Origin of the sequence: Rhodococcus sp. ACPA4 (assembly GCF_002300185.1) — a bacterium.
GTDB classification, from domain to species: Bacteria; Actinomycetota; Actinomycetes; order Mycobacteriales; family Mycobacteriaceae; genus Rhodococcus_F; species Rhodococcus_F globerula.
The window spans coordinates 4312999-4337554 of the sequence record NZ_NSDY01000001.1 but is presented as its reverse complement, the minus strand read 5'-3'; the positions used below and the strand labels follow the sequence as shown (position 1 = coordinate 4337554).

At 61.4% G+C, this 24556-nt stretch carries 27 protein-coding genes; 15 read left to right on the top strand and 12 right to left on the bottom strand.

Going from position 1 to position 24556, the window contains the following annotated elements; translation table 11 throughout:
- Nucleotides 1-18: 18 nt before the first annotated feature.
- A complete protein-coding gene (locus CJ178_RS19860; RefSeq protein ID WP_095887461.1) occupies nucleotides 19-717 on the bottom strand; it encodes a hypothetical protein in 699 nt (232 codons plus the stop codon).
- A complete protein-coding gene (locus CJ178_RS19855; protein WP_095887460.1) occupies nucleotides 714-1634 on the bottom strand; it encodes a LysR family transcriptional regulator in 921 nt (306 codons plus the stop codon). Before CJ178_RS19855 ends, CJ178_RS19860 begins: the two co-directional genes overlap by 4 nt.
- 95 nt (nucleotides 1635-1729) lie before the next feature.
- Between CJ178_RS19855 and CJ178_RS19850 the strand changes: the two genes are divergently transcribed.
- Genes CJ178_RS19850 through CJ178_RS19840 form a run of 3 tightly spaced genes read left to right on the top strand, consistent with a single transcriptional unit; the run spans nucleotide 1730 to nucleotide 4702 of the window.
- A complete protein-coding gene (locus CJ178_RS19850; RefSeq protein WP_095888063.1) occupies nucleotides 1730-2932 on the top strand; it encodes a YbfB/YjiJ family MFS transporter in 1203 nt (400 codons plus the stop codon).
- A 46-nt stretch (nucleotides 2933-2978) separates the two neighbouring features.
- Nucleotides 2979-4007: an NAD(P)H-dependent flavin oxidoreductase gene (locus tag CJ178_RS19845; RefSeq protein WP_095887459.1), complete on the top strand. Its 1029-nt coding sequence runs from the start codon at nucleotides 2979-2981 to the stop codon at nucleotides 4005-4007.
- Nucleotides 4004-4702, top strand: a complete 699-nt coding sequence (locus CJ178_RS19840) for a hypothetical protein (RefSeq protein WP_095887458.1) — start codon at nucleotides 4004-4006, stop codon at nucleotides 4700-4702. The genes CJ178_RS19845 and CJ178_RS19840 overlap by 4 nt, the downstream gene beginning before the upstream one ends.
- A gap of 190 nt (nucleotides 4703-4892) precedes the next feature.
- Here CJ178_RS19840 and CJ178_RS19835 read toward each other — a convergent pair whose 3' ends face one another.
- On the bottom strand, nucleotides 4893-6098 hold the full coding sequence (locus CJ178_RS19835; RefSeq protein WP_179300782.1) for a hypothetical protein: 1206 nt from the start codon (nucleotides 6096-6098) through the stop codon (nucleotides 4893-4895).
- 432 nt (nucleotides 6099-6530) lie between these two features.
- On the opposite strand from CJ178_RS19835, the gene CJ178_RS19830 reads away from it, so the two are divergent.
- From CJ178_RS19830 to CJ178_RS19820, 3 genes are all read left to right on the top strand, one after another.
- A complete protein-coding gene (locus CJ178_RS19830) occupies nucleotides 6531-6749 on the top strand; it encodes a hypothetical protein (RefSeq protein ID WP_092804864.1) in 219 nt (72 codons plus the stop codon).
- Nucleotides 6750-6867: 118 nt separating this feature from the next.
- Entirely contained in the window at nucleotides 6868-7083 is a 216-nt protein-coding gene (locus CJ178_RS32500) for a three-helix bundle dimerization domain-containing protein (protein WP_143547527.1), read from the top strand.
- 339 nt (nucleotides 7084-7422) lie between these two features.
- On the top strand, nucleotides 7423-8052 hold the full coding sequence (locus tag CJ178_RS19820; RefSeq protein WP_095887456.1) for a hypothetical protein: 630 nt from the start codon (nucleotides 7423-7425) through the stop codon (nucleotides 8050-8052).
- Nucleotides 8053-8179: 127 nt separating this feature from the next.
- On the opposite strand, the gene CJ178_RS19815 is transcribed toward CJ178_RS19820, so the two are convergent.
- From CJ178_RS19815 to CJ178_RS19805, 3 genes are all read right to left on the bottom strand, one after another.
- On the bottom strand, nucleotides 8180-8665 hold the full coding sequence (locus tag CJ178_RS19815) for a hypothetical protein (RefSeq protein WP_033233781.1): 486 nt from the start codon (nucleotides 8663-8665) through the stop codon (nucleotides 8180-8182).
- A gap of 20 nt (nucleotides 8666-8685) precedes the next feature.
- Nucleotides 8686-10521: an acyl-CoA dehydrogenase gene (locus CJ178_RS19810; protein WP_045065788.1), complete on the bottom strand. Its 1836-nt coding sequence runs from the start codon at nucleotides 10519-10521 to the stop codon at nucleotides 8686-8688.
- Nucleotides 10522-10657: 136 nt separating this feature from the next.
- On the bottom strand, nucleotides 10658-11344 hold the full coding sequence (locus tag CJ178_RS19805) for an SDR family oxidoreductase (RefSeq protein WP_095887455.1): 687 nt from the start codon (nucleotides 11342-11344) through the stop codon (nucleotides 10658-10660).
- Between the two features lie 71 nt (nucleotides 11345-11415).
- Between CJ178_RS19805 and CJ178_RS19800 the strand changes: the two genes are divergently transcribed.
- The 6 genes from CJ178_RS19800 to idi all read left to right on the top strand — a co-directional run bounded on the left by CJ178_RS19800 (nucleotide 11416) and on the right by idi (nucleotide 17863).
- Entirely contained in the window at nucleotides 11416-12012 is a 597-nt protein-coding gene (locus CJ178_RS19800; RefSeq protein ID WP_218833737.1) for a TetR/AcrR family transcriptional regulator, read from the top strand.
- A gap of 425 nt (nucleotides 12013-12437) precedes the next feature.
- Nucleotides 12438-13340, top strand: a complete 903-nt coding sequence (locus tag CJ178_RS19795; protein ID WP_095887454.1) for a carotenoid biosynthesis protein — start codon at nucleotides 12438-12440, stop codon at nucleotides 13338-13340.
- Nucleotides 13337-14545 (top strand): glycosyltransferase, encoded by a 1209-nt coding sequence (locus tag CJ178_RS19790; RefSeq protein ID WP_095887453.1) that lies wholly within the window; start codon nucleotides 13337-13339, stop codon nucleotides 14543-14545. The genes CJ178_RS19795 and CJ178_RS19790 overlap by 4 nt, the downstream gene beginning before the upstream one ends.
- A gap of 49 nt (nucleotides 14546-14594) precedes the next feature.
- Nucleotides 14595-16214 (top strand): phytoene desaturase family protein, encoded by a 1620-nt coding sequence (gene crtI, locus CJ178_RS19785; protein ID WP_095887452.1) that lies wholly within the window; start codon nucleotides 14595-14597, stop codon nucleotides 16212-16214.
- Nucleotides 16207-17235 (top strand): phytoene/squalene synthase family protein, encoded by a 1029-nt coding sequence (locus CJ178_RS19780; protein WP_095888061.1) that lies wholly within the window; start codon nucleotides 16207-16209, stop codon nucleotides 17233-17235. Before crtI ends, CJ178_RS19780 begins: the two co-directional genes overlap by 8 nt.
- A gap of 25 nt (nucleotides 17236-17260) precedes the next feature.
- A complete protein-coding gene (gene idi, locus CJ178_RS19775) occupies nucleotides 17261-17863 on the top strand; it encodes an isopentenyl-diphosphate Delta-isomerase (protein WP_045065779.1) in 603 nt (200 codons plus the stop codon).
- On the opposite strand, the gene pcaG is transcribed toward idi, so the two are convergent.
- Together pcaG and pcaH are read right to left on the bottom strand one after the other, a co-directional pair.
- A complete protein-coding gene (gene pcaG, locus CJ178_RS19770; protein ID WP_095887451.1) occupies nucleotides 17864-18526 on the bottom strand; it encodes a protocatechuate 3,4-dioxygenase subunit alpha in 663 nt (220 codons plus the stop codon).
- Nucleotides 18523-19410, bottom strand: coding sequence for a protocatechuate 3,4-dioxygenase subunit beta (gene pcaH, locus CJ178_RS19765; RefSeq protein WP_257013267.1), 888 nt, complete (start codon nucleotides 19408-19410; stop codon nucleotides 18523-18525). Before pcaH ends, pcaG begins: the two co-directional genes overlap by 4 nt.
- On the opposite strand from pcaH, the gene CJ178_RS19760 reads away from it, so the two are divergent.
- Nucleotides 19372-20289: a LysR substrate-binding domain-containing protein gene (locus tag CJ178_RS19760; protein ID WP_095887449.1), complete on the top strand. Its 918-nt coding sequence runs from the start codon at nucleotides 19372-19374 to the stop codon at nucleotides 20287-20289. The two genes, pcaH and CJ178_RS19760, sit on opposite strands and share 39 nt — an antisense overlap.
- 27 nt (nucleotides 20290-20316) lie before the next feature.
- Here the strand turns inward: CJ178_RS19760 and CJ178_RS19755 are convergent, their stop codons facing one another.
- Nucleotides 20317-21207: an IclR family transcriptional regulator gene (locus CJ178_RS19755; protein ID WP_257013383.1), complete on the bottom strand. Its 891-nt coding sequence runs from the start codon at nucleotides 21205-21207 to the stop codon at nucleotides 20317-20319.
- Here CJ178_RS19755 and CJ178_RS33330 point away from each other — a divergent pair.
- Together CJ178_RS33330 and CJ178_RS19750 are read left to right on the top strand one after the other, a co-directional pair.
- On the top strand, nucleotides 21119-21298 hold the full coding sequence (locus tag CJ178_RS33330; RefSeq protein ID WP_257013390.1) for a hypothetical protein: 180 nt from the start codon (nucleotides 21119-21121) through the stop codon (nucleotides 21296-21298). The genes CJ178_RS19755 and CJ178_RS33330 overlap by 89 nt on opposite strands.
- A gap of 134 nt (nucleotides 21299-21432) precedes the next feature.
- Nucleotides 21433-22164, top strand: a complete 732-nt coding sequence (locus tag CJ178_RS19750; RefSeq protein ID WP_033233772.1) for an IclR family transcriptional regulator — start codon at nucleotides 21433-21435, stop codon at nucleotides 22162-22164.
- 53 nt (nucleotides 22165-22217) lie between these two features.
- Here the strand turns inward: CJ178_RS19750 and CJ178_RS19745 are convergent, their stop codons facing one another.
- The 3 genes from CJ178_RS19745 to CJ178_RS19735 all read right to left on the bottom strand — a co-directional run bounded on the left by CJ178_RS19745 (nucleotide 22218) and on the right by CJ178_RS19735 (nucleotide 24491).
- On the bottom strand, nucleotides 22218-23360 hold the full coding sequence (locus CJ178_RS19745) for a Rieske 2Fe-2S domain-containing protein (RefSeq protein WP_045065770.1): 1143 nt from the start codon (nucleotides 23358-23360) through the stop codon (nucleotides 22218-22220).
- A 33-nt stretch (nucleotides 23361-23393) separates the two neighbouring features.
- Nucleotides 23394-23654 carry a hypothetical protein gene (locus tag CJ178_RS19740; RefSeq protein WP_045065768.1) on the bottom strand — a complete coding sequence of 87 codons (261 nt, stop codon included), beginning with the start codon at nucleotides 23652-23654 and terminating at the stop codon, nucleotides 23394-23396.
- Nucleotides 23655-23735: 81 nt separating this feature from the next.
- Nucleotides 23736-24491, bottom strand: coding sequence for an SDR family NAD(P)-dependent oxidoreductase (locus tag CJ178_RS19735; RefSeq protein WP_095887447.1), 756 nt, complete (start codon nucleotides 24489-24491; stop codon nucleotides 23736-23738).
- Nucleotides 24492-24556: the final 65 nt, after the last annotated feature.

Sequence of the window (24556 nt, the reverse complement as noted above, 5' to 3'; positions counted from 1 at the left end):
ATGATGCCGCGAACGGCATCAGAAGACTGCCCGATCCAGTGGACGCGGAAGAGGTTCGAGCGCCCCGGCGCCGCGGAGACGCTCGAATGCTCTGACGACTGCGTCGACCTCACCGGCCGCCGCGATCTGTAACAGCACACCCCCATCCGGTAATGCGGCAATTTCTGCTCTCAGGCCATCGGGGATCGCGCCGGCGCGGGCGGCGGAAAGGTAGCCGACTCGGCCGATCACGGGATCGCCGACGCGATAGTCGGACTCGTCTTCGAGGGCGTCGAGGATGTTGTCGTCGGTGACGTCTCCGAAGTCCGGTTCCCACACCGCGGCGAGCATCCGAAGTAGTTCCGCCTCAGGAACTTCGGCGGTGTCCGGTGTACTGACCGCAAGAACCATCGACTGAAGAATTATCTCCGGTTCGCCACCGGCTAATCCAGATAACTCGAGTCCCCAATCGGGACCGCTACCGGATACGAGCCTCAATCCGATTCCCAGACGATCCGACCAGTCTTCGGCGGCCTGCGCGTTCTCGAGTACCTGTGCCAACTGGTCGACGGTCACGGCAGTAGCAGGTCCAGAGGAATGGATCTGTTGCCACGACCCGCCGACCGCCTCGGGCAACAGGAACTCGACTTGTTCCAAGGTTTGGCGCCACCGGGAGGCCACGGCCTGCACCGATTCCGGACGTCGTCCCCAGAAAACTCGAATAGCGCGTCGTGTCATCGAATCCTCCGGTAAGGATCGTCCATGGGCAGCCATATTCCGTCTTCGTGGATTCCGAGATCAGCGACGTCCTTGGTCAGAGCGTCGACGGCCGCGAGAACAGCAGGGCGCGTTTCGTTCTCGCGACACAGGAGTGACCACGTCCAGATTGCCGCCGGGTCGATCACCTGACGTGCAGTGAGATCGCTTGGCAGCGTGACGGTCTGCCCTTTGGGTGAGTTGACGACCGGACGGCCGACGGCACGGACGTGATCGAAGAATGCCGGACCGGTGATACCACCGTCGTTGATGCGCAGGATCTGTGCGCCGGTATCGCGAGCGAAGTCTTCGGCGTAGACGTTCCACGAATACCAGGAGGTGGTGTCGTCGTCGACGAGTACGACGACGTCGCGTGCCCGCACCGGTGTGGTGTCCTCTCCGGTGGAGACGGCGTACAGCCGATCCGCACCGAGCAGGCTTGCGCTCAGAGCATGTTGGGCGACATCGGTTTTCCGCACCCAGGCGATCGCCAGGTCGAGGCTGCCATTCGCCACCCGCGCGGCCTGCGCGTGCGATGGCACCACCCAGGCGTCGACGTGTAGTTGCGCGACCCCTGAAGTGCGCGCGATCAGATCCGTGGGGAGCCAATTGACGTAGCCGATCCGGACAGGCTCTGCTCCGGACAGACGCTCCGCGCGGCGTCGCAGATTCTCGGCTCTCTCGAGTAGCGCGCGGACGTCGGGGAGCAGCGCCGAGCCGGCCGGCGTCAGAGCGACGGAACGGCGGTCGCGGACGAATAGCTTGACGCCGAGGTCGCGTTCGAGTGCCATGATCTGCTGCGACAATGACGGCCCGGCTATCAGTAACCGCGCCGCGGCTCGGCCGAAGTGCAGTTCCTCGGCGACGACCTCGAAATATCTCAGCTGACGCAGTTCCACGGTCCTTGATGCTACGTGCGGTGGGAGGTTGTGCCTATCAGTCAGGAGCAAAGCGGTCGTGGCGGTCCGGCGCGGCCGGGGCACACGATAAGACCATGACCACAGTCCACAACGATGTCTTCCCGCGAGCGCACGCTGTCCAAGCTGCCGCTGCGCTGGCGGCGAGCATGGGAATCGGTCGATTCGTCTACACACCGATTCTGCCGTTGATGCACACGCAGGCCGGTCTGTCCGCCTCGCTCGGCGCCACCCTGGCGACGGCCAACTACGTCGGGTACCTGATCGGCGCGCTCGCGGGAATCCTCATTCCCGGCGTGGTGCGCTCGGCAGCGGTGATGCGTACGTCGTTGGTGGTCCTCATCGCGACTTTGGCGCTTATGCCCACTACCCACGACGGATCCATCTGGTTCGCCCTGAGACTCGTCGCAGGCATTGCCAGTGCGCTCGTATTCATGATCGCCGTCAGCGCTTTGCACGCGCACCTTCGGGGGCAGTCCCAATTCCTGGCCGGATGGGGATTCGGCGGAGTTGGGTTGGGTATCGCCTTGTCCGGTGTCCTCGTGTTCGTCGTCCGCCTCGTCGGCACCTGGAGTACGGCCTGGTTGGCGTCCGCGGCCCTGGCAGTGGTGTGTGCGGCCGTAGCCTGGGGGCTGACACCGGAACCGCGTCCGGCCATCACACCGGACGCGCCGGGAACTCCCAGTTCCCAACGCGGGTTCACTGCCTTGTTCATCAGTTATTTCCTGGAAGGCATCGGCTACATCATCGCGGGCACGTTCCTTGTTGCCGCAATCGATCTCGCCGCTCCAGAATGGGTCGGCAGCGGCGCTTGGATAGTGGTCGGTCTGGCCGCATTTCCCTCGTGTGCCCTGTGGGCCTGGCTCAGCCTGCGTTGGTCGCGGCCGACCCTCCTACTCGCTGCCCTGTTGATTCAGGCGGTCGGCATAGCGCTGCCTGCTCTGATCGGCGGCGTCGGCCCCGCGCTGATCTCCGCTTTTCTGTTCGGCGTGACCTTCCTCGGTATCGGGTCGATCGTGTTGGCCATCGGCGCGCACCTGCAGTTCCCACGCGCCGTGGCGTTGCTGACCGCTGGATACAGCGTCGGTCAGATTCTCGGTCCACTCGTCGTCACTCCGTTGCTGCGAGACGGGTACCGCGACGCACTGCTACTCGGTGCTGCCATCGTCCTGGCCGCTGCCTGTGCCGCCGCAGCATTGCGGTTCCGATTCCCCCATGATGTCGACGCGGCTCCCCGGAAAGTAACCCCGAATGAGGAGGCAGTTTTTGATGTCAGATGATGAAAACGGTCGGAGCGCTATCCGTCGTAGGAGTGGAGATGTTCGAATGAGTGCACTCACAACCGATCTCGATCTCGAGATCCCCATCATCGCGGCACCTATGGCCGGCGGTGCTTCCACACCGGCGCTCGTAGCTGCTGCTTCTCGGGCAGGCGGGCTCGGCTTCCTCGCCGCCGGGTACAAGACGCCTCAGGCTCTGTCCGACCAGATCGACGCCGTGCGCGCCGAGGGAGTGTCGTTCGGTGTCAACGTCTTTGCTCCCAACCCGGTGCCTGTCGACGTCGATGCCTACCGTGCCTATGCCAGGGCGATCCAGGTTGAGGCGGATCGCTATGACATCACATTGGCTGACGGTGAGCCGGTCGAAGACGACGACTATTTCGCGGACAAGATCGATCTGCTTCTGGCCAGCCCGGTTCCGATGGTCAGCTTCACCTTCGGCTTTCCCGCACCCGGCGTCATCAAGGCGCTGCGCATTGCCGGTTCAATTGTCGTCCTCACTGTGACTTCGGAGGCAGAGGCACTCCTTGCCGTCGACGCCGGTGCCGATCTGCTTGTCGTGCAATCTTCGGCTGCGGGCGGTCACTCCGGAACGCTCACTCCCCTGCAGGTTCCGGCCGAAACGCCGATCGCCGAACTGATCGCACAAATCCGTCATCGCACCTCTGTTCCGCTATTGGCGGCAGGTGGACTGGCGACCTCAGCGGATGTCGCAGCAGCCTTGCGTGCTGGAGCCGAAGCCGCGGTAGTCGGCACCGTACTGCTGCGCACCGAGGAGAGCGGCGCTTCGGCTCCGCACAAGGCAGCTCTGGCCGAGACGTCGCGTGGAAGCACCGTCGTCACAAGATCTTTCACGGGACGTCCTGCACGAGCACTTCGGAACGAGTTCATCGATCGCTACGACGCACAAGCGCCCATCGGGTATCCGGCCATCCATCACCTGACCAACCCGATGCGCAAAGCCGCTGTTGCGCAGGCAGATCCCGAGCGCATGCACCTGTGGGCCGGCACTGGCTATCGCCACGCGACGGAGGAACCAGCCGGGGTAGTGCTTTCGCGATTGGCTAACCTGTGACGGCGCGGACACCGGACATCACATTGCCCGAGGTGGTGACATACGACGGGCTGCCCAGTGGTGCACACTCGCTTCGAGTCAAGCGTCCTGATGATGCATTTCAGCGGCTGCAGACATTCCTGGAAGCCTGCACTGAACCAGTGTCGTTGCCGTCGTGGACGTTCGAGATCTACAAGGGTGGGCCATCCGAGCCGACCGCACAGTTGTCATCGTTCGCTACCGAGCTCTTCGGTGGGCCCCGCCACAAAGCGCAAACCCATACCGAATGGAACGTGGCGGCCGGATCCGTCAACGAAGCGCTCGATGCCCTCGTTGGTTCAGATGCGGTCACAACCTACGGACGTTCTTTGGCGGCACTGACCTACAGCGCGCCCGTACGCCTGATCGACCCGGACACCCGCGCGCCGTACCCCGGCATCACCCCCGACGCGTTCGGCCGCTTTGCCGTCGACGGATACGGCCGGCGTCTGGGGGAGTCGGGCATACGCGCAACCCTTGGCAACGCCGCATCCTCACTGTCTCTGTGGCTCAACCTGCCTGCAGACGAACGGTTGTCGTCCGGTGCTCGTCACCTACAAGACCATCTCCCGTTCCGGCTGTCCGCGAAACACTGGCGACTGTGGCGACCCACCCGTAGCGGAGGCTCGTACCGTTCCAACAAGATTCCTTCGCCCATCCACCTGCACAATTCGTGACTCTCGCACTTCAAGTCGGTGAAGGCCGAACCGCCGGATACCTCGGGTCCGTGCAGTAGGAGACCCTGCCGGCCAGAGCTTGTCGTCGTTCACCGCCGGATTTTCGAATGTCGATGGCCGCCCATCCCGGAGTGGGATGAGCGGCCGCGATTCGTATTGCGTTGGTATCCAACAGGCTAGGACGCCGAGGTCAGGACCCGAAGTTCTCGAGTGATCCGAGAAGTCCGGTCGCAGGTGGCGGAGTCTGGGTGACCTCGATCGTCACATCGGCGAGGACGGCCGGTGTACCGAAGCCGTTGGACGCGGTCATCGAGAAAGTGAACGATCCTGCCGTGGTGGGGGTTCCGGACAGGACGCCGGCCGCGCTGAGTTCGAGTCCGTCGGGCAATGTGCCGTCGGTGACGGTCACCGTGGGGGCGGGTTGTCCGGTCACGGTGAAGGTGTGGGTGTATGGCGTGTTGACGGCGCCCGTGGGAGGTGTCCCGTCGAGGGTGGGTGCCTTGTCGATCGCGATTACGGAGACCAATTGCCGGCTGCTGTCGACGACGTAGGCATGCGCGCCGTCGGGGGTGATCGCAATCCCACGAAGATACGCGCCGACCGGGATCTCTTCGATGACTGCCTTGGTGGCGAGGTCGATCACCGACACCTTGCCGGGGCTGGTGTCGTGGGTGACGTAGGCGCGGCTGCCGTCGGGGGTGATTGCCACGCTGCGAAGCCGCACGCCGACTGTGAACTCTTCGACGACGGTGTTGCTGGCGGTGTCGATCACCGATATATAGCCTGAATTGGTTTCGTGACTGACGTAGGCGCGGCTGCCGTCGGGGGTGATTGCCACCCCGCTGGGCCACCCGTCGATACGTATGGGACCGCCGATGACCGTGCTGGTGGCGGTATCGACCACCCAGACCCCGGCAGGTTCGACGGCGGTTATGTAGGCGCGGGTTCCGTCGGGGGTGAACGCCACCCCGTTGGAATAGGTGGGGATAGCGACTTCGCCGACCTTTGCATTGGTGGCGGTATCGATCACCGATACGTTGCCAGGAATGGTGTCGTGAGTGACGTAAGCGCGGGTTCCGTCGGGGGTGAACGCCATGCCTACCGACCGCGAGCCGACCTCGATGGGGTTGCCGATGACTGCATTGGTGGCGGTGTCGATCACCAACAAAGCGCCGGGATAGGTTTCGTGCGCTACGTAGGCGCGGCTGCCGTCGGGGGAGATCGCCACCCCGCGAGCCTGTGCGGCGACCGGGATGGTGGTGTCGAGGACAGTGTCCGCGGCGGCGATACCGCCGGCATTGCCGAGCGTCATGGCTAGCGCCAGAACCGCAGCGCCGAATGCCGCGGTGGTCCGAGATCGACTCTGAGATAATGCTTTTCGATTGAGAATATCCATAAAGAAGCAAACCCTTCCAGTCGTCAGCGCTCCGTACCGGGATGCGCAGCGGCCACAGGAAGGTAACCACCACATCGGAAGATATAGAACATTTCGCTTGTATGTAAGAGTTTCAAGTGGCCATTAGAGGACACATGCACCTGGTGGCCATGATCGCCCCATGGACTCCGCGACCCCTATCGTCGAGATGAGTGCTGAGATGAGTGCCAATCTCCAGGGTGGCATGACCGAAGCGGACCGAAAACGGTACGCCCGATTGCAAAGTCGCGACTAGCACCGGGTTTGGGCCACGCAGCAGTCATCCTTTGACCTCGTCGGAGACAGGCGTGTAATAGATCCATGAGTCAACGCAAGTCCACATTTTGAAGTTCGGCGGGTGCGACCCTCGAATCTCTCTTGTCGTGAGCACCAACGAAATTGAGGAGACAGACAATGATGCAAGATGAGGTGCCGCTGTCGGTCTACCGAATTACGAGCGACGATCTGGTAGACGAGTACCAATCCCTGTACAACAGGTTTGATCGCCTCACCCCGAACCAAAAAGCACGGTTCTATTTTGTGAACGAAGAAATGAAGGCCCGCGGGCTTGGACACGGCATGCCGACCCCCACCACGCACGATCGCAACGATGCCTGGGACGGGGAAATCTGAGATCGCTTTGGTTCCTCGGTACCCTGCAGCCGAATTCGATGACCAATACACGGTGTCGAAGACAGTCGCCGACTTTTCTTCTGTTGAACTATAGGCAGGTAGGGCGCAGTTTTTACAGATGAAGAGCGAAGAGGAAGAACGTTTGATCGCTCATGCGGTGACGCGGTTGTCCGCGAAGTATCCGTCGGTGTCCGCCGACGTTGTCGCACAAGTGGTGGCATCGGTGCACGCTCATTTCGACGGCCACCGATGCCTGGGACACCCCTCACGATCCGACGGTCGAATCTGCGCGGCTGTGCCAACTCGAGGCCGATTTCGCGTATGGCATGAATGAAGGCCGCAGTTATGCCCGTTTCCAGCACACAGTGACCGACGGCGGGCGTATCTAGTTCTTCGTTGAGCCGGCCCCGAAGGGCGCGAAGTCGAAGCACGCGGGGGGTGGGGGCTGTTGGGGCGGTGTGTGACTGGGCATCCGAAGGAACCGAGTAGAACTGTTCGAGGAGAAGCGGAGCCGCTTCTAATTGCTGTCCGACCGGTGCGAAGAGAAAAGCACTCGTACATTCTTTCGCCCACAGGTCCGAATTTCATCATTGCTTTGCCTTGGCCCCGTGGAGGAGTGTGAGAGAGGGGGATTGACCCGTCGGTGCCGTCGAGGCGCCGACCGAGAAGAAGGGTGTCGATCGTGTATGCACGCTCAACAACCATTGATGCGCAGCCGTCGTTCATCGACGTCGGGATCAAGCACATGCGCGATACCGTGATGCCCGCGCTCGCCGGCATCGACGGCTGCGCCGGACTGTCCCTGCTGGTCGACCACAGCTCCGGTCGGTGCATCGCCACCAGCTCCTGGACGGACGAGGATTCCCTTCGTGCGAGCGAAGGACCGGTCCTGCAGCTCCGCGCCGGCATGGCTGAGGTCTTCCATGGCGCCACTACCGTCGCGCGGTGGGACATTGCCGTCCTGCATCGTGACCACCGCTCACACCGTGGCGCTTGCGTGCGGGTCACATGGCTCGAGGTCGAGCCGGGCCACCTCGAGCGCGCAGTCGACGTGTACAAGATGGCCTCCCTGCCCATGATGCAAGACCTCGAGGGGTTCTGCAGTGCCAGCTTGCTGGTCGATCCTGCCGCCGGTCGCGCCGTGTCGTCGGTGACCTTCGACAGCGCTGCGGCGATGAATGGCAACAGGGAGGAGTCCGAGACCATCAGAACTTCGGGAATCCGTGAGTCCGGTGCGCGGCTTCTCGAGGTAGGTGAGTTCGAGCTGGCGATCGCTCATCTGCACGTACCCGAGATGGCCTGACAACGATCGTCGATGAGGCGTTAGTGGGCCTCGTCGCCCTGGTGTGTGCCTTCGTGCCCTTGGTAGGGGACTTCGTCGCTGTTCCTGCCGGTCTGATCACCGCGACGCCGTACTCGGCGGCGAAACGCTACAAAGCCGACCTCGCGCAAAGTTTGCCGATCGCCGCGATAACGCGATCGGTGCTGCGAACCACCCATACCGCGCGTCCGTCTCGTAATGACGGCATCAAGAATCGGTCCTTCTCAATAGGCCACTGCACAAATCCGCCGGCCAGCTCATCCTGGACTTCTCCGGCGATCAGCACTGTCAGCTCGAGCGTCGACTGTTCGATGTGTGGCCCGCCGAACCCGAGGCCCCTCAGCGGGCTAGTTCCCGCACTCTTGTGCTTCGGCCGCGGGCCAGGCTTGAGTGCGAGGTGGCAGTAACCGTCGTCGAGCAACGAGACCGTCCACTGGCAGTTCTCCATGTACGTATCGGGGGTGTACCGGCATTGCAGATCTCTGCCCACGGCCTGGCACGCCTCGACGACGTTGGCGGGAGCGTCGTCTGGTGCATCCGGCCCCGTGATCGGAAAGGTCCAGACCCCCACGTAGTCGATGTCGGGCACATACATGCCTTCACTGTGGCACGTTGTCAGAACGCGTCTTCCTCGAGTTCCATGATCTCGTTGTCGAGGGAACCCAGGATTTCCTTCGTCGAGGACAGGATGGGCAGGATGTTCTTCGCGAAGTACGACGCGATGACAACCTTGCCCCGATAGAACGACCGGTCCTTTGCAGGCGCGTCCCGGTCCAAGGCTGCCAACGCAACTTCGGCCTGCACCAGCAGGCGCCATCCGATGAGCAGGTCACCTACCGCGTACAGAAAGCGCACCGAGCCGAGGCCTATCTTGTACAACTCGGACGGCTGGTCTTGAGAAGCCATCAGATAGCCAGTGAGCGTCCCGGCCATCTCTTGTACGTCGGTCAGCGCAGTCTCGAGCAGTGCCCGCTCTGCCTTGAGGCGACCGTTTCCGGCGTCGCGGTCGATGAACTTTCGTATCTCGCCGGTCACATGCGCGAGCGCAACGCCACGGTCGCGGGCGATCTTACGAAAGAAGAAGTCCTGCGCCTGGATTGCCGTGGTGCCCTCGTAGAGGGTGTCGATCTTGGCGTCGCGGATGTACTGCTCGATCGGGTAGTCCTGCAGATACCCGGAGCCGCCCAGGGTTTGCAGGCTTTCGGTGAGCAGTTCGTAGGCTTTTTCGGAGCCGACACCCTTGACGATCGGTAGCAGTAGATCGTTGACCCGCGCCGCCAATTCGGCGTCTGCACCCGAAACCAATTCGGCAACATCTGCATTCTGATGCGCCGCGGTGTACAGATAAACCGCTCTGAGCCCCTCGGCGTAGGCCTTCTGCATTGCCAGGCTGCGTCGCACGTCGGGGTGATGGGTGATGGTCACGCGAGGTGCGGTTTTGTTTGTCAGTTCAGTGAGGTCCGCCCCTTGAACGCGCTCCTTGGCGTAGGCGAGGGCGTTGAGATATCCGGTAGACAGTGTCCCGGCGGCCTTGGTGCCCACCATCATTCGAGCATTCTCGATCACCTGGAACATTTGGGCGATGCCGTTGTGTACGTCGCCGACGAGCCAGCCGACGGCGGGTACGTCGGTGGCCCCGAACGTGAGCTCGCAGGTCGGGGACGACTTGAGGCCCATCTTGTGCTCGACACCGGTGACGTACACGCCGTTGCGCTCTCCCAGTTCGAGTGTCTCCGAGTCGAAGTGGAGCTTCGGGACGTAGAACAGGCTCAGCCCCTTCGTTCCAGGGCCGGCTCCCTCGGGACGAGCGAGTACCAGGTGGAAGAGATTTTCGGCAGTGTCGCCGACGTCGCCGCCGGAGATGAACCGTTTGACGCCCTCGATGTGCCACGTGCCGTCGTCCTGCGCGATTGCTTTCGTACGGCCTGCACCCACGTCGGATCCTGCGTCGGGTTCGGTGAGTACCATGGTGGCTGCCCAACCGCGCTCGAAACCTTCTTTTGCCCAATGCTTTTGCTGGTCGGTGCCGACGCCGTAGAGCACGCTCGCCATCAGCGGACCCATGTTGAAAAAGCTCGCCGATCCGTTTGCCGCGACCAACATCTCGCCGATCGCCCAAACCAACGGTGCGGGAGCGGGTACACCACCAATGCCTTCTGGTAGACCGAGCCGCGACCAGCCGGCCTCGTTCACAGCCTCGACGGTCTTGCGTAGAGGTTCCGGGACCACGACGGCGTGGTTCGGTGCGTCGAACTCGACGGGGTGCCGATCCGCGTCGGCGAAAGAGGCGGCGACGGGACCCTCGGCGAGCCGCGCGACCTCGGTGAGGATGTTGCGCACAGTGTCGGTATCGAGGTCGCCGTAGGCGTCGCCGTCCAGTAGCTCGCCGATCCCGAGTATTTCGAACAGATTGAACTCGATGTCGCGCACATTGCTCTTGTAGTGACTCATGATTCTCCGACCTCGGCTCGTCATCAGTACACAAGAAAGCCTGCCCCACAAAGAATTCAGTACGCAACCGTAGGTAGAACATGTGACGAAGCGACGGCGGCCGGAAGTGCCGTTGCTGCAAAATAGCGCGTCGTGGTCAGTTTGAATTCGGCGCAATCGCAAGATTTTGCTTGATGTACCGAGTGGTGTCGTCTGCGAGGATCTCGAGCAAATCTTTTTCGATACCGTCCAAGGCCTGCGCGGCGACATCGGCTGGGTCGATCTTCTGCTCGGCGGGTACATCCGCCGCCATGTCAGTGTCCATGTATGCGACGTGCAGTGCCGAGACGGTGATTCCGCGCGGCGCCAGTTCCTCTCGAGCAGCGTCCGTCATTGCCCACGCCGCCGCCTTGGCTGCGGCATAGGATCCGAGCGCGGCGGGGTGAAACCAGGACAGTACGGAAAGTACGTTGAGTATTGTTCCCCCGCTGTTACTTTCGATGACGGGAGCGAAGGCTCGGGTCACGGCGAGCGGGCCGTAGAAGTTCACGTCTATCTCGCGGCGCACGTCATCGATGTTGCCGCTAATCAGCGGCGCGGAGGTGGAGATTCCTGCGTTGTTCACGAGCAGAGTTGCATCCGACGCGGTGCGGGCGGCAGCCTTGATCGACTCCTCGTCGGTTATGTCCAGCTGCAAGGGAATGACGCCGGGCAGATCGACTGTTTCCGGATTTCGGGCGGCTGCGTACACCTTTGCTCCCCGCTCGACGAGCCCCGCGGCTAGATGGCGTCCGAGTCCTCGATTGGCGCCGGTGACGACGGCAACTGCATTGTTCAGATCCATGATGTCTCCCAGGGGTGAGGTACTGACGGAAATTTAGATTACGAATGCAATCTAAATTCACGCTAAGATAGATGTCAAATGAAATCCAAACGGGAGTGTGGTTGATGGGCCGTGTATCGCAACAGCAAGCGGAAGAGAACCGTCGACGTGTCGTGAAAACCGCCGCCCGCCTGTTCCGAGAGCAGGGCACCCAGCTCAGCGTCGCCGACTTGATGAAAGCGGCCGGGTTGACCCACGGTGGCTTCTACAAGCAGTTTGCCTCGAAGGAAGCGCTCATCGACGAGGCCACCGCCTATGCATTTGCTGAACTGTCGAAGACCTACAAGTCCGAATTCAGCCAGCATGGGGACCAGCGCGTTGCTGCTCAGCAGTCCCTGATCGACACCTATCTCTCCGTCGAGCATCGCGACAACCCGGCAGACGGATGCCCCGCCGCGGCTCTTGCCGTCGACATGGCGCGCGAACCAGAAGATGCCGAGGCTCGTCGGGTTTACACCCAGGGCGTCGGTGCTTTTGCCGAAGGACTCGCCGATGGCGATCAGGATGGCATTGCCCGATTGTGCACCATGGTCGGCGCGATTCTCCTCTCGCGAGCCACTAAGGGATCGACCGTCTCGGATGAGATTCTCACCGCAGCACGCGCTGCGCTGAAACCAACCGACGGGTGATTCGCGGCAAGACGATGGCGTGTCACCCGCGTGCCCGAAAACTTTTTCTCGAGAACTCCCATCCGTGTGCGAAACGGCTACGAATGCCACGCAGACGGTGTGTACCGTCTCCGTGCTCAACTGTGTCGAGACGGTGTTGACAGGAAGGGCAGAGTGTCATGCATGCACTGGTAGAAGCCGATTTTCCGTCAACTCACAGTCCGTTCGTTGAGCTCTCGTGAAGTTCTGGCCGACAATCACAGGAATGTGACCGACATGTCTATTTCTTCTTCTGGTACTCACGGAGGCGAGAATCCGCGCCCAAGCAATCCGGGTGTCGGCTTTCTCCAAATGTTCCTGGATGCGAGCCGTCAACCCAGGTCGCCACACGAAATGGCGGAAGAATCACCGCAGGAACCGCGCGCTTCCGACGACGAAAGACTGTGATGGATGCGGCCACGCCTTCGCCTGCTGCCGAGACGGCCAGGCGAACATCCACCGGAAACGGATTCGCCGGAAACGCAGGTCGATGGATCGCTCTCGTATGGGGGCTCGTCGCGTGCGCATTGATCGCCCAGATCATCTATCCCTTGGTGAGCGGGGACTCACGTGACGGTGTCACTGTTGCGGTAGTCGCCCTATTGGCTGCCGCATCGATTGTTCATGCGGTGATTGCCCGTGGGCCGGCGTGGACCTCGGTACTGTTCGCGGCCACCGCGGGGTTGGGTCTTGTCGCCGAAATGATCGGCACAGCAACAGGTTTTCCCTTCGGCAGTTACTTCTACGCCACTGATCGGTTGGGGCCTGACATTCTGGGTGTCCCGGCGGTGGTTCCACTTGCGTGGACTGCCGGGTTCTATCCCATTTGGTGCGCTGTGGGTTATGTACTCGAGCGAACCCGCGCGTCACCGAAGTGGCAGTCTCGCCAGCGAATCGTGATTACGGCTGCCGGGATGGTCGGGTGGGATCTCTATCTGGACACTCAGATGGTGACGGACGGCCAGTGGACGTGGACGTCCGGAAATCCGGGTCTTCCCGGCATACCGTCGATTCCGTTCACGAACTATCTGGGCTGGTTTGCCACCGCCCTGATAATGGCAGTTGTGATCGAGTATGTCGGAAAGCGCTTCGATACCCGCAGGAAGTACGGGCCGCAGGTTTCGGATGCCGCGCCCGTGGTGTTGTTCATGTGGACGTGGCTCGGCTCGGCACTTGCCCACGCTGCGCTGCTCGACGGGGACGAATTGAAGTCTTCGGCGATCTACGGCTTCTGTGCGATGGGTGTTGTGGGGATACCCCTGGCCTGGATGTGGACCTGGAAGCCCCGAGAGGACTCGGTGACGGCATGACCGCCGCGAGTCCACGAATCCTGCATCGCCTGACAGCGGCGGGTGCGGCGCTGGCCGGATTGTCTGCGGTGATGTCGATCGGGAATGCGCTGTTCATGCCACGCTTGCGGCGAACGGACATCAGTAAGCCCCACGAGAGCGTCGTTGTGTGCGTTCCGGCCCGCGACGAGGAATCCACCGTGCCCCGGCTCATTGCGGATCTGCGGGCACAAACATATGCGGGCGAACTTCGGGTGATAGTCCTCGATGACGGCTCCGGCGACGGCACACTGGTTGCCGCCCGCCGCGCCGCCGACGGCGATCCGCGCATCACGGTTATATCCACGTGTGTTCCGCCAAGCCCTGGTTGGACGGGAAAGGCCGCAGCGTGTCGGACCCTTGCCGATATCGGTCTCGACGACCGACCGGATGTAATCGTTTTTGTCGATGCCGACGTCAGGCTGTCGCCCGGTGCGGTCGAGGCGTCGGTTTCTGCGCTCCGCGGCCGAGAGGCAGCATTGTTGTGCCCGTGGCCCGAACAGAAGTCGGGCAGCGTTGCTGAGCATCTTGTTCAGCCGTTGCTGGCCTTTTCGTGGATGTCGACCCTCTTGGTACCTTTGGCGAACAGGTCGCTGAGACAATCACTTTCGGTGGCGTGTGGTCAATTCCTGATGTTCGATGCCGGCGCCTACCGTGAAATCGGTGGACACGAGTCGGTGGCCTCCAGTGCCACCGAAGATCTGGACATAGCTAGAGCTCTTCGCAGCCACGGCAAACGTACGGTTCTGGTCTCGGGTGCGGGTTTTGTCAGTTGCCGGATGTATCGCGACTGGCCTCAACTTCGGGAGGGCTACACCCGGTGGTTGTGGTCGTCGTTCGGCGGACGAATGGGCACCGCCGTTGCTCTTGCAGGCGTGAGCATCGTATATCTCCTTCCGCCGGCTGCCGCTGTTCTGGGAACGGGAAGCACACGACGCTTGGGGACTGCCGGCTACCTTGCCGCAGTCACGGCTCGGCTGTGCTCTGCGCAGTCGGAATCTGCCGGCAGAGCCAACCTCGCAGATCTGGCGCGGGCCTGCGCCCACCCCATTTCGGCAGCACTTTTTGCGACTCTTGTGCTCGATTCGCGTCGACGCTTCGCCCGAAACGAACTGTCATGGAAGAGTCGGCCGTTGAACGCCCGGACCATCGGCGTTGCCACCCTCGCTAGCACGATGAAGAAATGAGAATCCTGATGTCGGCCTCGAACCCAGCGCTTGTGACAGGTGATCGATCATGAGATCAGTGAGCGGGCAAGTCGATTCGGTGGTTGTTGTCGGCGCCGGCCTCGCCGGCCTCTCCGCTGCGCTCCATCTCATCGGAGCGGGCAAGCGTGTCACAGTCCTCGAGCGTGAGGCCGCGATCGGTGGGCGTGTCGGTACCTATCCGGTGGTCGATGACGCGGGTCGTTTCCTGTACGACATCGACAACGGTGCCAGTGTTCTCACCATGCCGAATTTGATCGCCGACGCATTGGCCGCAGTGGGTGAGTCTTTTGATTCCGTCACTCCTGCACTCACTTTGACGAAGCTTTCACCTAGCTATCACACGCGTTACGCAGACGGCAGTTCCATCGACGTGTACTCGGATCCGCTTGCGATGTCGGCAGAGGTCGAAAGGACATGCGGTCCAGGCGAGTCCGACGGATACCGCAAGCTTCGACGGTGGCTGGCGTCGATCTTCGACACCGAGTTCAGTCGGTACATCGACTCGAATTTCGATTCACCACTCGATCTGGTGTCGACGCCATCGGCAGTGCGCGACACCGCCACTCTGGCTCGGCTGGGTGGTTTCGGTCGACTCGGGCCGCGGGTCGGATCCTTTGTGAAAGACGAACGACTGCGACGAATCTTTACATTCCAGGCACTGTACGCGGGAATGGCCCCCGCCAAGGCGTTGGGCGTGTACGGCGCCATCGCGCACATGGACACCTCACTCGGGGTCTACTTTCCGGTGGGCGGCATGGCCAAAATCGCGGCGGTGATGGCCGACGCGTTCACACGACACGGGGGAGTGCTGCACACCGACGCCGAAGTGTCCGAGGTAAACATCGAGAACAAGCGCGTCACAAAGGTTTTGACGTCGGATGGTCGGAGTTATTCGTGTGATGCCCTCGTGTTGACTCCGGACTTACCTGTAGTCGATCGGTTGCTCGACCAGGCAGGTGCGCCGTCTACCGGTCGGCGACGCGGATATTCCGTCGTATCGCCGTCAGCCGTCGTCTTTCACGGCACGGTTCCGGTGGATGTGACGCAGTCGTGGCCGTCAAGGTCTCATCACACCATCGACTTCGGCGAACAGTGGTCTGAGACCTTTGCTCGGATCACCGCGCGTCGTGGCCGCGGGCAGTTGATGGATGATCCCTCTCTCTTGATCACCCGGCCGGCTGTCACTGATCCATCGCTGAACCTCGTCCGTGACGGCGTCAGAAGTGAACCCATCTCGATCTTGGCTCCTTGCCCGAATCTTGCCAGCGCGCCCCTCGATTGGGATCGTCTGGGGGTTCCGTACATGCGTGAAATTCAAGGAGTGTTGGAACAACGCGGATATCGCAACCTGACGTCGTCGATGTCCGTCGACCACCTCGACACCCCGCAAACCTGGCTGGACAAGGGAATGCTCGACGGCAGTCCCTTCTCGTCGGCACATGTGTTCCGTCAGACCGGGCCATTCCGCCGCAAGAACCTGGTTCCTGGTCTCGGCAACGTTGTCCTCGCAGGTTCAGGGACCACACCGGGTGTCGGCGTGCCGACGGTTCTCGTTTCGGGAAGGCTTGCCGCAGAGCGGATAACAGGATCGAACAACGCGCAATCGTCGGCTGCTCTCGGTGTCGAAGTCGGTGTCGGTCATGCGTGAACTCGACAAGATCGACCCGAGCCTCCACGACGCGTATCGACTGTGCCGCGACCTGAACGAGCAGCATGGCAAAACTTACTTCCTCGCGACCCGGTTACTGCCGGCTGACAAACGCGCCGGCGTGCACGCGCTCTACGGGTTTGCGCGGATGGTCGACGACATCGTCGACGTGGATTCCGGCGACAGCGAATCAGGTTATGTGCCAGCGCTTTACTCTGTCACAGTCGATTCGACGGGTACTTCGCCCACCGAAGCCGATCGTAGGGCAAGCGCAAAGCTTGACCTGTTCGAGGCTCGCATCCGAGATGCGCTCGACGGACAGCCGCTGGGGGAGAGTAGATCCGACCTGGTGCTCAGAGCGCTCGTGGATACCACTGCGAGATACAGCATTTCGCACGACTACTACTACGCCTTCCTGCACTCGATGCGAATGGACATACCAGGAACCAAGATGTTCCGCTCGCGGTATCGAACGATGGACGAACTGTCCGAGTACATGTACGGATCCGCCGCTGTCATCGGCCTGCAAATGCTTCCGATCCTGGGCACGGCGACAGATCGCGACAGTGCCGCCGGACCAGCGGTCGCACTGGGTGAAGCTTTTCAGCTGACCAACTTCATCCGGGATATGGGAGAGGATCTCGATCGTGATCGGATCTATCTGCCGACTGAGGAACTGAATGCTTTCGGTGTCGACGAAGGCCTGTTACGAAACTGTCGTGTCACCGGCCGCAGCGACGTCCGACTCGAGCGCGCTCTCGCGCATCTGATCGCACACACCCGTGCGGTGTACCGCACTGCCGAGCCGGGGATCGACATGCTCGACCCGGTGGTACGCCCCGCGATGCGCACGGCGTTTGTCCTGTACGGCGACATTTTGCGCGCGGTGGAAGACGGCGGATATCGCGTACTTCACAAGCGGGCACACGTTTCCCAGCGGCGCCGAATGTCGATCGCGGCACCGCGACTGGCTGAAACCGGATGGATCAGCCTCCGTACGCTGCTGACGCCGGCGCCCTGATCGAACGAAGAGAACGGGATTTCACATGGAATACGTCGTGCTGCTCGACGACGCAGGTCGATCCATCGGGATCGAACCGAAAGCGAGCGTCCATACCACTACAACTCCACTGCACCTTGCTTTCTCGGCGTACGTCTTCGATCGGAGCGGCAACCTCCTGATTACGAGGCGTGCACTGGACAAGGCAACGTGGCCAGGTGTCTGGACCAACAGTTGCTGCGGACATCCCGCTCCGGGCGAATCGCTCGAAGAAGCCGTCCGACGTCGGCTGAACCAAGAGCTTGGGATAGGTGTCGATGATGTCAGCCTTGCGCTCCCGTTCTTCCGATACCGCGCGGTGATGGACACTGGCATCGTCGAAAACGAGATCTGCCCTGTCTTTCGGGTGATCTACGACGGCCCACAACCGGTTCCCGATCCGACGGAAGTGGAAAGCGCGGAATGGGTTGACTGGCACAAGTTTTCGGACTCTGTTCTCGGTGGCGGTAGCGACGTCTCGCCGTGGTGTCGTGAACAGGTGCAACAGCTTCGGCAGCTTGATCTGGATCCGGCCCGGTGGCCCACCGCGCCCGCAACGGCATTGCCGCCCGCCGCGCGGGAAAATCAGGACCGGCGCCTACTGTACTAGTCAAATATCGAAGAATACTGTCTCTGCTCCACCGTCCGGGGTGTCTTGTAGTCGTATGTCGAAGGTGTAGACGGTCTTTCCGTTTTCGCTGCGTCGATTAGCTATCAGAGTGCTTCGGCGGTTGTGGAGCTCGATCCCCGAGAGGATCGGGTCTGCTTCGTTGAGTTCGGTTTCGTCGTCGAAGTACAGGCGGGTATGCAGTCCGATGTTGATGCCTCTGGCGAAGATGACGAAGCAGATGTGTGGGGCTTGGACACGGTCGCCATTGTGCTCGACCGGTCCGGGTTTGATCGTCTGGAACTCGAAGACTCCGGATTCGAAATCTGCGCCCGTGCGGCCCCATCCGGCAAAGCTCGGATCGACAATTTTGTCTTGTGGGTCGAGGTGATGCGAGTACTTGCCGGCCGCGTTAGCCTGCCAGATCTCGAGCAAGGCGTCGCGGACTGGGGATCCGCTGCCGTCGATGACACGGCCCTCGATCGTGATCCGTTCTCCGACTGTGTCATTGGAGACAAGATTGTTGTCGAAGTTCTTCTCGAAGATCTCGAATCCCGCCTGCTGTGGCGCAAGTCCGATGTGTACGTACGGGCCGCCCGTCTGCGACGGGGTTTCGGGAAATCGTGTCGCAAGAGATTGTGCGGCAAACTGATGGGCGACGTTCATCGTGATGCTCCTGGAATCGTGTTCTCGAAAAAGGTGGCTCGTCGTCCGCGGAGGGTGACATCGAAGCGGTAGGTTCGAGCGTCGAAAGGCACGTCGTTTGACGGATCTTCATGCGCAATGAGGCTGCGTACCTGATCGATTGACGGAATGGTTGCGGCAATCGGGCAGCGCTCGATCAAGGGGTCGCCCTCGAAATAGAGTTGCGTGATCAGCCGCTGCGCCCAACCGTCTGCGCTGAGTGACATATGAATATGTGCAGGACGCCAGGCGTTGGCGCTGTTGGCCCACGGGTACGGTCCAGGCTTGATAGTGCGGAAGACGTAGTAGCCGTTGTGATCGGTGAGCATCCGACCGCAACCGCCGAAGTTCGGATCGATCGGCGCGAGATACTGGTCGTTCTTGTGTCGATAGCGTCCGCCCGCGTTGGCTTGCCACACTTCCACGAGTGCGCCGGAGACCGGGTTTCCGAATTCGTCACGTACATAGCCGTGCACGATCAGCCTTTCGCCGATCGGCAAGCCGGCTTTGGCGAAGTTGAGGATCAGGTCGTTGTCTTTCGCCCCCAGGTCTTTTCCGTTGAACACGGGCCCGGTGATTTCGGACAGCGTGTTGCGGGGAGATAGCAAAGCCTGACGAGGTGAGCGCAGGATGCTCGTCTTGTAACCCGGCGTCAGTGCGGGAGGGTGCAGTCTGACGTCGCGCTCAACAAATTCGCCGATTGTCACGGTGGTCTCCTGTCGAAGGGATGTTCGCCCACCATATTTTCGATACTTAGTCATGTAAATTGACGATTTCTCGCCCTTTTCATAACCTCTGCTGATGGAAATGTTTGGTGGTCTGGGCGCATGGCCGGCGTAGCGAGTAGCCGAATTCAGCTTCGGCACCTGACCTGCTTTGTCGCCGTTGCGCAGGAGCGCAATCTCGGTCGGGCGGCACAGCGACTCCACCTGACGCAACCGGCGGTCACCAAGACGCTCAACGAACTAGAGCAGATGGCCGGGATGCGTCTCGTGGAGAGGGGCCGTCATGGTGCCCGTCTCACTCCGGCCGGCGAGTACTTTCTCGGCCACGCATCTGCGGCCGTCGATGCCATGACGTCGGCGGCACGGGCGTTGGTCGCCCCCGGCGTACCCAGTGTGCCGGTCCGCGTAGGTGCGCTTCCCACAGTCGCGAGTGTTTTACTACCGAAGGCGATTTCACAGTTGCACGAAACGTATCCGGAGTTGGGGGTACATGTTGTCACTGGAGTCAACGACGCACTTCTGGAAGGGATTCGCGCGGGCGACCTTGATTTGGTGGTGGGCAGAATGACGGATCCCGATGTCTTGCAGGGAATCGACTTCGAACTGCTCTACACCGAATCGCTGGCACTTGTCGTTCGCCCCGAACATCCTTTGACGGCGTTTGTGGAACCGGTGCCGATGCCGCGGGTACTCGAATTTCCATTGGTGGTGGCGACAACAGGGACGGTTCCGCGCCGACACACCGAAGTGTTTCTGCGCCGGCATGGGCTCACGTTGCCGAGCGGTTGTGTTGAAACACTTGATGTATCGGTTGCACGTACTCTCGCCCGCCGCAGTGACTCGGTGTGGTTCACACCCGAGCGCGTGCCGCAGACCGACCTCGACGACGGAACGCTTGTGCGCTTGCCGCAGTCGGCCCCTGGTACAGCCGAGCCCGTCGGACTGTTCCGGCGGACGAGTCAGGCTGCTGCGGGCGTCGAGACTTTGGCTGGGATTCTCAGGCGGTTGGCTACTGTGTGAAATCTTCCGAGCACAAATCCGATGGCTTCAGATCCAGTGCTCGGACGACGCCATGAGGCGATCCATCGTTGCTGCGGAGAAAGTGCTCGTGGGAACCGGTGGAGGCTTGCGGCCACGACGTGGAGCGACCAGTTCGGGGTACAGGGTGCGCGACACCTCACGAGCTGCGTCGAGCACCAATGGCGCTACCCGCTCGAGCTGAGCGGTCTGCGTATCGCTGCACAACGAGATGCTGCCGATCGGCCCTTCGTGCCCGCGAATAGCCGACGCGACGCACGCGACGCCCGGTGTTGATTCGCCGCACTCGAAGGCCAAGCCTCGACGCTGCCGAATACGGCTCAGCTCTTGATGCAGAACTGCGATGTCCGCGATGGTGCTGTCGGTGCAGCGCGGGAGCGTCACACCGAACAGGGTGTCCACCTGTTCGGGAGCGATGCACGCCAGCATCGCTTTGCCGCCTGCCGTCGAATGTGCAAGGGCGCGACCGCCGACGCGCGACGGTAGCGTCGTAGCAAAGCGTCCACCTACCTTGTCGAGGTAGACATTTTCGCAGTCGTCGAGAACTGACAGATGCACGACCATTCCGGTTTTCAGGTGTAGGTCGTGCAGCAGCGGTGCTGCGGCTGCACGCAGCTGGCCGTGGTCGCCGATGCCGCCGTCAAGTCCGAGTGCGCGTCGGCCGAGGCGGTAACCAATCGGCGCGTGAGCGACCCAGTCGAGCTTGACGAGCTGCTCGAGAATGCGGTGGACGGTCGATCGCGGCAACCGGGCGCGTCGTGCGGTTTCTTCGAGACTGAGGTGGGTTGCCCGTCCATCGAAGGCATCGAGAATGAGTGTCATCCGCTCGACCATCGACGGCGGTAAGTCTGTGGTGGACCGACCGCCGGCCGGTGGGGCAGAGGACTTCTTGTCGTTCATGTCGACAACGGCCATGGACGCCTTCCGTTCCGGGGTTTCCCGAGTGTCGCTTCAGTTGCCGTTGGCATCTGGCGTGTCCGTCAGGTGGTGACCCCTGTCACTTGCACTGTATAGTCCGATTGTACATTGATCAAGCGATCAAACAACCTGCATATGGCCCTTAAAGCCGAAGGGGTCATTCATGCAGCGTGCCTGCCGTACGCTGCCGACCCACGGAGATGCCCCATGCCCTGTGATGAAAATTCCCCGGTAGCGGTACTCGATCGCGCCTCGATATTGCTCGAGGCTTTCGATGAGGACGAGCGACTGACTTTGTCGGACTTGTCGAGACGGACGGGGCTTCCCGCGTCGTCGACCCACCGCATGCTCGGACAACTCGTACGTCTGACATGGCTTCAACGTGAGGGTCACACGTACCGGTTGGGTCGTAAGATATTCGAACTCGGTTCGCTTGCGTTGCATCATGATCGGCTTCACAGCGTGGCGCAGCCCGTCCTCTATCAACTGCACGCGACTACGGGTCTCGTGGTTCACCTCGCAGTCCCCGTCGGCGCTGACGTTCTCTATCTCGACAAAGTCGGTGGCTCCTTCGCCGTTCGGCTGCCCACCCGCGCCGGCGGGCGCCTTCCCGCGGCGTCGACGGCAATAGGCAAAACCTTGATGGCAGAGCTTGATCCGACCGCGGCGCTGACGCCGCCGCGTTCCACGCCGAACACGATAGTGGACCCAGTTCGACTGCGAAGGGAGTATGCCGACATTCGTAACCGCGGAATTGCCCACGATCGGAACGAGACGGTGCTCGGAGTATCGTGTGTCGGTGCCGCTATTATCAAGGGCCGCAGTCCGATTGGCGCGATCTCGGTAACCGGCCCTACCGGTACGTTCGATCCGATGGCTGTCTCGGTCCCTGTCCGCCTCGCGGTAGCAACGATCCGAAATCGACTGTCCGGAAACTGATGTTGCCGCGCTCTGCTGGGGCAGGGCGCGGCAACTGTGAGCTCACGCGAATTTTACGTATCCGCGTCGACGCGTGCGAGATTTTCCTGCACCTCGGTGGACCAGTTCTCCAGAGCGCGAGTGGTGTCCACCTCGTACTCGTAGCGTGCGGTCATTTCGTCTGTGACGTCCTTGACGTCTACATAGAACTGCTGGTACCAGCGGCGAAGTTGGTAGACGGGCCCGTCCTCTTCGGTGAGGAGCGGATTTTCGATGCGGCTCTTGTGTTTCCAGATCTCGATATCCTGGAGGAACTGCGTCTCGAGACCCTCGGTGAACATCTGAGCGGTGGCTTCGGCCTGCTCGTCCGAGTTGCCCGGCGTGCGTTCGACACATGTGCCGTACTGCAGGACAAACGAATTGTCGGTGACAGGGTAGTGGCAGTTGATGACCTTTGCCTCCACCGTGGTGTCACCGGAAATCGTCCACACCGTATCGAGCATGAAAGACGGACCGTAGTAGGCAGCTTCCGACACGGTCTCGGCATCTGGAAGGTCCATCTGTACACCGGTTTTGATGTCGTCCCGGCCTACCGAGCGCATGTGCTGTGCAGCGACCTGGCCTTCGAACACATTCTTGAAGTAGCCCGGCATCTGGAAATGAACGTAGAAGAAGTGAGCCATGTCGACAACGTTGTCGACGATCTCACGGCAGTGCGAGCCCTCCACGTGGAAGGTGCGCCACGACCACTCGCTCCACCGATCGGTGCCCCATCCCTCGATCTCCGGAATCGTCACGTCCTCCGGCGGCGTGTTGCCCTCCGGGTCATGCCAGGTAAAGAGCATTCCGTTGCGTTCGAGTACATTCCACGATCGTGTGCGTGCTAGCGGAGGGACGCGCCGCGCGTAAGGAATGCCAGTGCAGCGCCCGTTCCCGCCCCACCGCCAATCGTGGAACGGGCAGGCGATGGAGTCGCCCTTGATCTGCCCCATCGCGAGGTTGCCGCCCATGTGTCGGCAGTATGCGTCAAGGATGTGCAACTCGTTCTCGGAGTCTGCGAACACCACCAAGTCGGTGCCGAAAGCCTTGATTTGGTGCGGCTTTCCGTCACGAAACGTCTCGGCCAGGCCGAGGCAGTGCCAGCCTCGCGCAAATCGAGTCGGGTTCTTGCCTGCCTCGATGACCCTGACCTCGGGTTCGGCGATGATGTCGGTCATGAATCCTCCAGTGTGTATTCAGCGATGATTCGATCAGCGATGATTTGATACGTGCGAAAGGCCCTCAGGGCGAGGAGATTCGCGAAGCTTGCCGTTCTCAATGGCAGCCTGGACAGCGTCGCTCAGCCCGCTGCACGATTGCACGAGTGATCCGGGTTGCAGGGTGTTGACCTGGACGTCGCGGTAAGGGCATCGCACGTTCTCTGCAGCCGGCCATTGGATACCGGTATGGATCGAGCTGTACTTCTCGACGAGGACTCGCTGGCCGCACGATGCGCAGTCGACAGGCGCCATGACACTTCCTTCCTATCGTTCTTCCTTGAACGTAGAAGGAATGATCGTCAGGCGACAGGCCAATTCCGTTGAACTGAAAAGTTACCGGACAAGGGCCTGGCCACCGTCCACGGGCAATGCATGGCCTGTGATGTAGTGCGAGGCTGAACTGCAGAGGAACACGACAGCGGGTCCAATGTCGGTTTCCGGGTCGCCGAGCCTTCCCAACGGCACAGTCTTCACGTAGGCCGCAGCTTCCTCCGGACTGATCCGAGCCCAGTCGTCGAGAATCGGCGATGTGGCAAGCGGCAGAATCGCGTTGACGCGAATCCCGTCGGACGCCCATTCACACGCGGCGGTACGCGTCAGAACCCGAATTGCTTCTTTGGCGGCAGCATATCCACCGAATCCTGACGGATCCCAGCGAATTCCGGCTGCAGATCCCACATTGACGATCCGTCCGCCGTCAACCAGATATGGATGGAACAGGCGCATCAGTCGCCACGTTGCCAGTGGGCCCGAATCCAAGCTTTGTTGGTACACAACCTCATCGAGGTCGAGTAACAGGCCGTGTGCAGCTGTCTGCGCGTTGTTGACCAGGATGGTCGGCCCACCCATTCGACCTGCTACGTCCACAATCAGTCGATCGATCTGATCGGTGTCGGTCACATCGCACTCGAAGGCGAATGCGGACCCACCTCGTTCGCTGATCATATGAACCGTCTCGTCGAGTTTGGCCCGAGTGCGACCTACCACTGCTACGACTGCGCCGGCATCCGCCAGTGCTAGAGCCACCCCACGGCCGATGCCCTGGCCGGCGCCTGTCACAAGTGCTCTATCCCCACTGAGTGTTTTCATGCCCTCTTCTCTGATCGATACGGATGTGAGTTCACAACTTCAAAGTAAATTGCGCTCTGGCAGTT

Coding starts and splice junctions, on each gene's coding strand:
- CJ178_RS19860 (WP_095887461.1), bottom strand. CDS start 717: ATGACACGACGCGCTATTCGAGTTTTCTGGGGACGACGTCCGGAATCG.
- CJ178_RS19850 (WP_095888063.1), top strand. CDS start 1,730: ATGACCACAGTCCACAACGATGTCTTCCCGCGAGCGCACGCTGTCCAA.
- CJ178_RS19845 (WP_095887459.1), top strand. CDS start 2,979: ATGAGTGCACTCACAACCGATCTCGATCTCGAGATCCCCATCATCGCG.
- CJ178_RS19835 (WP_179300782.1), bottom strand. CDS start 6,098: ATGGATATTCTCAATCGAAAAGCATTATCTCAGAGTCGATCTCGGACC.
- CJ178_RS19830 (WP_092804864.1), top strand. CDS start 6,531: ATGATGCAAGATGAGGTGCCGCTGTCGGTCTACCGAATTACGAGCGAC.
- CJ178_RS32500 (WP_143547527.1), top strand. CDS start 6,868: ATGAAGAGCGAAGAGGAAGAACGTTTGATCGCTCATGCGGTGACGCGG.
- CJ178_RS19815 (WP_033233781.1), bottom strand. CDS start 8,665: ATGTATGTGCCCGACATCGACTACGTGGGGGTCTGGACCTTTCCGATC.
- CJ178_RS19810 (WP_045065788.1), bottom strand. CDS start 10,521: ATGAGTCACTACAAGAGCAATGTGCGCGACATCGAGTTCAATCTGTTC.
- CJ178_RS19805 (WP_095887455.1), bottom strand. CDS start 11,344: ATGGATCTGAACAATGCAGTTGCCGTCGTCACCGGCGCCAATCGAGGA.
- CJ178_RS19800 (WP_218833737.1), top strand. CDS start 11,416: ATGTCAAATGAAATCCAAACGGGAGTGTGGTTGATGGGCCGTGTATCG.
- CJ178_RS19795 (WP_095887454.1), top strand. CDS start 12,438: ATGGATGCGGCCACGCCTTCGCCTGCTGCCGAGACGGCCAGGCGAACA.
- CJ178_RS19790 (WP_095887453.1), top strand. CDS start 13,337: ATGACCGCCGCGAGTCCACGAATCCTGCATCGCCTGACAGCGGCGGGT.
- crtI (WP_095887452.1), top strand. CDS start 14,595: ATGAGATCAGTGAGCGGGCAAGTCGATTCGGTGGTTGTTGTCGGCGCC.
- CJ178_RS19780 (WP_095888061.1), top strand. CDS start 16,207: ATGCGTGAACTCGACAAGATCGACCCGAGCCTCCACGACGCGTATCGA.
- idi (WP_045065779.1), top strand. CDS start 17,261: ATGGAATACGTCGTGCTGCTCGACGACGCAGGTCGATCCATCGGGATC.
- pcaG (WP_095887451.1), bottom strand. CDS start 18,526: ATGAACGTCGCCCATCAGTTTGCCGCACAATCTCTTGCGACACGATTT.
- CJ178_RS19760 (WP_095887449.1), top strand. CDS start 19,372: ATGGCCGGCGTAGCGAGTAGCCGAATTCAGCTTCGGCACCTGACCTGC.
- CJ178_RS33330 (WP_257013390.1), top strand. CDS start 21,119: ATGAGTGTCATCCGCTCGACCATCGACGGCGGTAAGTCTGTGGTGGAC.
- CJ178_RS19755 (WP_257013383.1), bottom strand. CDS start 21,207: ATGAACGACAAGAAGTCCTCTGCCCCACCGGCCGGCGGTCGGTCCACC.
- CJ178_RS19750 (WP_033233772.1), top strand. CDS start 21,433: ATGCCCTGTGATGAAAATTCCCCGGTAGCGGTACTCGATCGCGCCTCG.
- CJ178_RS19745 (WP_045065770.1), bottom strand. CDS start 23,360: ATGACCGACATCATCGCCGAACCCGAGGTCAGGGTCATCGAGGCAGGC.
- CJ178_RS19740 (WP_045065768.1), bottom strand. CDS start 23,654: ATGGCGCCTGTCGACTGCGCATCGTGCGGCCAGCGAGTCCTCGTCGAG.
- CJ178_RS19735 (WP_095887447.1), bottom strand. CDS start 24,491: ATGAAAACACTCAGTGGGGATAGAGCACTTGTGACAGGCGCCGGCCAG.